At 66.5% G+C, this 5,557-nt stretch carries 5 protein-coding genes and 2 pseudogenes; 3 read left to right on the top strand and 4 right to left on the bottom strand.

What is annotated here, in order from left to right; genetic code table 11:
* From DBR23_RS20970 to DBR23_RS20960, 3 genes are all read right to left on the bottom strand, one after another.
* The coding region (locus DBR23_RS20970) for a YkgJ family cysteine cluster protein (RefSeq protein ID WP_199227766.1) at positions 1–248 on the bottom strand (248 nt) is incomplete at its 3' end.
* 53 nt (positions 249–301) lie between these two features.
* Positions 302–1,711 (bottom strand): HAMP domain-containing sensor histidine kinase, encoded by a 1,410-nt coding sequence (locus DBR23_RS20965; RefSeq protein WP_108499484.1) that lies wholly within the window; start codon positions 1,709–1,711, stop codon positions 302–304.
* A 5-nt stretch (positions 1,712–1,716) separates the two neighbouring features.
* Positions 1,717–2,382: a response regulator transcription factor gene (locus DBR23_RS20960; protein ID WP_108499483.1), complete on the bottom strand. Its 666-nt coding sequence runs from the start codon at positions 2,380–2,382 to the stop codon at positions 1,717–1,719.
* A gap of 193 nt (positions 2,383–2,575) precedes the next feature.
* Here DBR23_RS20960 and DBR23_RS20955 point away from each other — a divergent pair, with 193 nt between their 5' ends.
* A complete protein-coding gene (locus DBR23_RS20955) occupies positions 2,576–3,565 on the top strand; it encodes a GNAT family N-acetyltransferase (protein WP_233250630.1) in 990 nt (329 codons plus the stop codon).
* A gap of 354 nt (positions 3,566–3,919) precedes the next feature.
* Positions 3,920–4,018: pseudogene (locus DBR23_RS32325) on the top strand (hypothetical protein); the annotation flags it as partial.
* 32 nt (positions 4,019–4,050) lie between these two features.
* On the opposite strand, the pseudogene DBR23_RS32320 reads toward DBR23_RS32325, so the two are convergent.
* Positions 4,051–4,179 (bottom strand): annotated as a pseudogene (locus DBR23_RS32320) (DNA-binding response regulator); the annotation flags it as partial.
* A gap of 89 nt (positions 4,180–4,268) precedes the next feature.
* Between DBR23_RS32320 and DBR23_RS20945 the strand changes: the two are divergent.
* The coding region (locus DBR23_RS20945; protein WP_233250628.1) for a S9 family peptidase at positions 4,269–5,557 on the top strand (1,289 nt) is incomplete at its 3' end.

Raw genomic sequence — 5,557 nt, 5'->3', positions numbered from 1 at the left:
GGCGCGGGGCGCAGTTCGTAGATGCTGCAGGCCACCTGCTGGCCCACCTGGCCGGTCAGCGCGGCGCAGCGGATGGGCACCTGCTCCGTGCCCCGCATGCGGCAGGTGCTGCCGTTCACATCCAGCGCCAAGCCATCGGGCACTGTGCCGCCCATGGCCTGCATCTCGTACACGGCAAAGTCCACGCGAAAGCTGGCGCAGCAGGCGCCGCAGCTGAGGCACGGGTGGGCGGAATCGGCGGTGGTCATGGTGGTCGCGTCGTCGGACATGCAGTGCGTGCGTTCGGCCTGCGGCGGGGCCGTCAGGCGTGGGGGAGGGGAATGCTAACGAAAAAACCCACGCCTTTGCCATTCAAACCCACGCCGATCTGCACCTGTCCGCCCATGCGCAGCACCGCCTGCCGCACGATGGCCAGGCCCAGGCCCGAGCCATTGGCGGCATGGCCCGTGCCCCGGTAAAAGCGTTCGAACACCCTCTGCTGCTCGCTGGCCGGGATGCCCGGCCCGTCGTCCTGCACCGACAGTTGCAGCACCGCGCCCGTATGCCGCAGCGCCACCGCCACGTTACCGCCGTGGGGCGTGTAGCGCAGCGCGTTGTCGATGAGGTTGTGGGCGATGGACTCGAACGCAGGCTGGTCGAGCCGGGCGGGCAAGGTGTCGGGCGCGGCCAGCGACAGCTCGATCTGCCGCGCGATGGCCTGCGGCGCAGCCTGTGCCAGCGCGCCACGCAGCCATTGCGCCACGTCCAAGTCGCGCGGCGCGGGGCGCTGCGCGTCGTCCAGCGCAGCCAGGTCCAGCAGTTGCTGCGCCAGGTGCGAGGTGCGGGCGATGGCCTGTTCCAGATGGGCCTGGGCCTGCGTGCGCTCCTCTTCGCTGGGCGAGCGGGCCATCACATGGGCCTGAGCGGTGATCACGGCCAGCGGTGTGCGGATCTCGTGCGCCGCGTCTTGCACAAAGGCGCGTTCGCGTTCCACCTTCTGGCGCAGTTGGGCGAAGAGGTGGTCCAGCGACTGCTCCAGCGGCTTGAGTTCGCGGTGGCGGGCGTTGAAGCCCACCGATTGCAGGTCGTCCTGCCCGCGCTGCGCAATGCGGCTGGCCAGTTGCTGCAGCGGCCGAAGGCCATGGCGTACCGACAGCCACACCGCCAGCAGCACAAAGGGTGACGCCAGCAGCAGGTAGGGCAGCAGCGCGCGGCCGTTGTACTGCAGAAAGTTGGAGTCGGTGCGCTTGGTCTCGAACACCCGCAGCACCCAGCGCGCATTGCGGCCGGTGTAGATGCGGAATGACCGGCCTTGCAGGGCGGCTTCTTCAATAAAAGGCTCAGCGCGTTGTGAGGCGGGCGGCACGGCCACGTTCTGCAGCCCCGGCGATGCAAACACGCGCTGGCCCGATGCCGCGTCCAGCAGCTCGTGCATCTGCACCCCGGGCAGCAGCCCGATCTGGCGGCGGCGGATGTTGGTCCAGTGGTCGGTGGCCGCCACGGCCGTGGCAGCGTGGGCGGGGTCGGTGATGGAGGCCAGCGAGTCCAGCACTGCGTCACCGTATTTCATCAGGCCGGGGTCGCGGGTGATGGTGTGTTTGTAGTTGACGAAGTTGTAGCCCAGCAGCACCGCCCACACCACCACAAATGCCACCAGCACCGAGGCCACGCTGCGGCGCATCAGCGTGGGTTCGGCCAGCCAGGCCCATGCGCTGCGCAACGCGTGCTTCATCGTAGTCATGCTTGCAACAGGTAGCCCACGCCACGCACGGTTCGGATCAGCTCTGCCCCGATCTTGCGCCGCAGGTTGGACACATGCACTTCGATGGCGGCAAAGTCCATGGGCTCGCCCAGCGGGTCCAGCCGCTGCGACAACACGCTTTTGGACACCACCACGCCGGGCTCGCGCGCCAGCTCCAGCAGCAGCTGAAACTCGCGCGGCGACAGCTCCAGCGGAAGCCCGGCGCGCTGCACGGCATGACTCCGGGGCTCGATCACCAGCTCGCCCAGCACCCAGCGCTCGCTGGCCTGGCGCGCGCTGCGGCGCAGCACGGCGCGGATGCGCGACATCAGTTCGGCCGTGGCAAAGGGCTTGATCACAAAGTCGTCCGCCCCGCCGTCCAGGCCCGCCAGCCGGTCCTCCACGGCCGAGCGCGCCGTGATCACGATGACGGGCACCTGTCCGCTGTGTCCGCTCTGGTTGCGCCAGCGCGCCAGCAGGTCAAAGCCGCTGCCGTCGGGCAGCGTCAGGTCCAGCAGCACACAGTCCACCGTCGTGGCGTCCACCGTGGCGGGCGCATCCACCGCGCGGCGCAGCCACTCGCTGGTCAGCCCCTCCACCTTCAGCGCGGACTGCAGCGCGCGGCCCAGGTCCAGGTCGTCTTCGATGAGAAGGATGTGCATGGGGCGATTGTGGCGGGAGTGGTGGTGATTGGGCGGCGCGGGAAGCGGCGCCTTTGGCTGGCGTTAAGGCGGCGATTGGCACACTAGCAGGGCACGTAGCGCAACTTGGCTTGCCTGTGGAACGAAAAGAAGAATACGTAGAACCAATCAACGAACTGGGGAGGAAGCCCTTATGGGGCATGAAAAATCGGTGATGAATTTATCCATCCCTTCAGGGCTGGCGTTGCGGCCGTTTCGCGGCCCGTCTGACTTCCCGGCCATGGCCGAGGTGGCCAATGCCAGCTTTGATGCCGACGGGGTGCTCGCGCGTCGCACGCCCGAAGACCTGGCGCGTGACTACGCGGCTTTTACTCGATGCGATCCGTATCAGGACGCGATCATGGTCGAGCTGGATGGCGAACTGGTCGCCTATGGCCGGTGCTGGCGATTTACGCAGGCAGATGGCCTGACGCTGCACGCACAAATCGGATTTGTGCCAGGACGTTGGCGAGGGCGAGGCATTGGGCATGCGCTGCAGGGCTGGCTCGAGCGGCGGAGCCACACCGTGGCAGCGCAGCAGCCGCGCGGCCCGCATGTGCACCATACCTATGTACAGCAAGGCGAGGAAGCGCGCGCACGACTGCTGCAGGCCAGAGGCTATGCGCCGATGCGGTATTTCTTTGAAATGCGGAACACGGAACTGCGTGCTGCGCCGGACTTTCCCATGCCGCAAGGGCTGGAACTGCGGCCCGTTTTGCCAGAGCACTACCGCGCCATATGGGACGCTCATCACACTGCGTTAGAAGACCATTGGGGGATGGCACCACCGTTGCCACGCGACTACGACACCTGGCTGGAGAGCCAGATTTTTCAGCCCGCGCGCTGGCAGGTGGCGTGGGACGGCAATGAGGTCGCAGGCCAAGTCCGCACGTATATCAATGAGGATGAGAACCGCCATCTGTCACGGCGCCGGGGCTACACCGAGTTCATCAGCGTGAGGCGCCAGTGGCGCAGGCGTGGGCTTGCAAGGGCGTTGATTGCTCGTAGCCTGCGCCTGTTGGCCGACGAAGGGATGGCCGAGTCGGCCTTGGCGGTGGACGGTGAGAACCTGACGGGCGCTAATCGTGTGTATGCGGACTGCGGCTTTCAGGTGGTCAAGCGCAACACGATCTACCGCAAGCCGCTGGAGGTGCCCAAGCTGTAGTCGCCGCGTGCGCTGGCAAGGGAATCACCTGCCGCGGGGATGGTGCAGGTCCGTGACGCTGGGGTGCAGAAGGTATGCAGTCTTTGGCTGCGCTTAGGCCTTGCTCTCGGACAATCTGGCACAGAGAGGGCATCGATGAAACCAGCAATACACAATAGCCGCCGCTTTGCCATGTGGGCAACGTGTTTGGCCTCTGCGGCAGGAAGTGCCGCATGGGCGCAGGGCTCGCCAGACGGGGCAGGCAGCGCTACGCCGCAGCTTGACGGTGTCACGGTCACGGCACGCAGGTCCCTGGAATAGCGGTTTTTTTCGGCGGGGTCGCTGGTGGTGGTGGACCGCAGCGACGTCGAGCAGATGGGCGCGTTCTTGGTCGCCGACGTGTTGCGCCAGTTGCCAGGCGTGCAGGTGACGCCCTCTGCCGATGGCAGCGTGGAGATCCGCATGCGTGGCATGGAGCGCGGCGCCACGCAGTTGCTGATCGACGGCCAGCCCGCCAGCAGGTCAAAGCCGCTGCCATCGGGCAAGGTGAGGTTCAGCAGCACGCAGGCCACCGTGGCGGGCGCATCCACCGCGCGGCCCAGGTCCAGGTCGCCTTCGATGAGCAGGATGTGCATGGGGCGATTGTGTGGGTGCAGGTGGCAATGTGGCCGCATCGGGCGCTGGCCTTTGGTTTGCTTTAAGGAACGGTTTGCACAATGGGGCCATGCTCACAAAGAATCTGCTTTGCCTCGCTTCCACGCTGGCGTTCCCATGGCTGTCGTGCGGTGCCGCCACCGCGCAGCCAGCCGAGTCGCCGTCCGCGACGACCACCGCGTGGCCCAGCTACATGCCTGACCAGATGGCGGGCCCTTCTGAAAGCCCCGTGGCGGCCGTGCTGCCGCCGGATGTGGCGGTGACGCCGCCCGCCGCCAGCGTGCCCCTGGACAAGGCTCGTTGGAGTGGCTTGTGGCAGGGATGGGCCTGCATGGCGAGGGCTTGCGATGTCCGCATCGCCGTCGAAGCCGTTACTGCCGAAGGCGCGACGCTCGTCTATGCGGCGGCCAGCGAACAGCAGGCGCAGGTTACAGACCGTTCGCAAGGACGCTTTGTGGGCAACGAATTGCACACTCGGCTGCATACCGGAGCGCGGCTGGTGCTGCGCTTGCGCGAGGGCAGGTCCGAGATGGAGATGACGGTGTGGCGCCCTGAAAGCCGGCTTTTGGCGGCAGGCGTGCTAAGCACCCAGCTCGCGGCACCGCCCTACACCCGCGTGGTCGAGCGGCTACCCACGCCGTGGGCCGATGCAGATGGGCGCGCCCAAACGCTGGAGGCTGTGGTCTACCGCCCCATCAATGCCAGTGGTCCGCTGCCCACGGTGGTCTTCAACCATGGCTCCACGGGCCGTGGCGACCGGCCTGAGTGGTTCAGACTCACCTGGACGAGCCCTGAGGTCGCTCAATACTTCACCGCCAAGGGCTGGCAGGTGGTGTTCCCGCAGCGCCGGGGGCGGGGCAAGTCCGACGGCGTGTATGACGAAGGTTTTGGCGTCAACCGATCGATGGGTTATTCCTGCCAGTCCGAGTACTCGCTGCCAGGGTTTGACCGCGCGCTGGCCGATCTGGACGCATTCATGGCGCACCTGCAGCAGCGCCCTGACGTGGACAAAGCCCGCTTGCTGATCGGTGGGGTATCGCGTGGCGGCATCTTGTCGGTAGCGTATGCTGGCTCGCGACCTAGCATGTTCCTGGGCGTCGTCAACTTTGTGGGTGGTTGGCTCGGCGATGGGTGCAAGGAGTCTGCCGCTGTCAATCGCGCGGGCTTTATACGCGGCGCTGCCATGCCCCGACCCACCCTTTGGCTTTATGGGGAGAGGGATTCCTACTACACGCTGGAAAACAGCCGGGCCAGCTTTGAAGCGTTTCGCGGCGCAGGCGGGCAGGGCCGCATGGTGGGTTACGCACTTCCGCCGGGGCGCGACGGCCATGAGATTTACAAGTCCCCCTCGCTGTGGCA

It is taken from the genome of Acidovorax sp. HMWF018, assembly GCF_003061035.1.
In the GTDB taxonomy this organism is placed as follows: domain Bacteria; phylum Pseudomonadota; class Gammaproteobacteria; order Burkholderiales; family Burkholderiaceae_C; genus Acidovorax; species Acidovorax delafieldii.
This window is presented reverse-complemented; position numbering and strand designations above follow the sequence as displayed.

Bases quoted from the DNA above. Each gene is read 5' to 3' on its own strand.
- DBR23_RS20960 (WP_108499483.1), bottom strand. From the start codon at position 2,382: ATGCACATCCTTCTCATCGAAGACGACCTGGACCTGGGCCGCGCGCTG.
- DBR23_RS20955 (WP_233250630.1), top strand. From the start codon at position 2,576: ATGAATTTATCCATCCCTTCAGGGCTGGCGTTGCGGCCGTTTCGCGGC.
- DBR23_RS20965 (WP_108499484.1), bottom strand. From the start codon at position 1,711: ATGAAGCACGCGTTGCGCAGCGCATGGGCCTGGCTGGCCGAACCCACG.